We start from the raw sequence: 1,115 nt of genomic DNA, 5'->3' as shown, positions 1-1,115 counted from the left end.
CGGCACGCCCGCGCCCGTGGCCGCGCCGGCCGGGCTGCAGGTGCCGCTGCGGCCGTACCAGCTCGACGGCCTCGCATGGCTGCAATACCTGCGCGCCCAAGGGCTGGGCGGCATCCTGGCCGACGACATGGGCCTGGGGAAAACCGCGCAGGCGCTGGCCCATGTCCTCGCCGAAAAGGAAGCGGGCCGGCTGGCGCACCCTGCGCTGGTGGTGCTGCCCACCTCGCTCGTCTTCAACTGGCAGGCGGAGGCGCAGCGCATGGCCCCGGGCCTGCGCGTGCTCAGCCTGCACGGCGCGGACCGGCGCGAGCGTTTTGCCCGCATCGGCCAGCACGACCTGGTGCTGACGACCTACCCGCTGGTGTGGCGCGACATCGACGCGCTGGCCGCGCAGCCGTGGCACCTGCTGATCCTGGACGAGGCGCAGATGGTCAAGAACGCCGGCAGCCGCAGCGCCCGCGCCCTGCGGCGCCTGAACGCTGCGCATCTGCTTTGCCTGACCGGCACGCCGCTGGAGAACCACCTGGGCGAGCTGTGGGCGCAGTTCGACTTCCTCATGCCCGGCTTTCTGGGCGATGCGCGCAGCTTCTCCCAGCGCTGGCGCAAGCCCATCGAGGAGAACGGCGAAACCCTGCGGGCCGAGGTGCTGGCCCGGCGCGTGCGCCCGTTCATCCTGCGCCGCCGCAAGCAGGACGTGGCCACCGAACTGCCGCCGCGCACCGACGTCGTGCTGCGGCTGCCGCTGCAGGGCCGCCAGCGCGAGCTGTACGAAGCGGTGCGTGCCGCCGCCGACAAGCAGGTGCGCCGAGTGCTTCAGCGCCAGAGCTTCGACGGCGCACAGATCACCCTGCTGGATGCGCTGCTCAAGCTGCGGCAGGTGTGCTGCGATCCGCGCCTGGTCAAGGGCAGCGAGGCCGCCCGGGCGCAGCCCGCCACCATGGAGCGCGCCAAGCTCGAATGGCTGGCCGACGCGCTGCCCGCCCTGGTCGCGCAAGGGCGCCGCGTGCTGGTGTTCTCGCAGTTCACCGAAATGCTCGCCCTGGTGGCCGAAACGCTGGAGACGCTCGCCCTGCCCTTCCTCGCGCTGACCGGAGACACCCCGCCCCGCGCGCGCG

At 72.8% G+C, this 1,115-nt stretch carries 1 protein-coding gene; it reads left to right on the top strand.

The genetic code is table 11. The annotated features are described in order from the left end of the window. A partial coding sequence (locus tag AC27IQ_RS25245; protein ID WP_487091258.1) for a DEAD/DEAH box helicase occupies positions 1-1,115 on the top strand: 1,115 nt, incomplete at both ends.

The organism is Acidovorax sp. KPB24-07, assembly GCF_057543315.1.
This window is presented reverse-complemented; position numbering and strand designations above follow the sequence as displayed.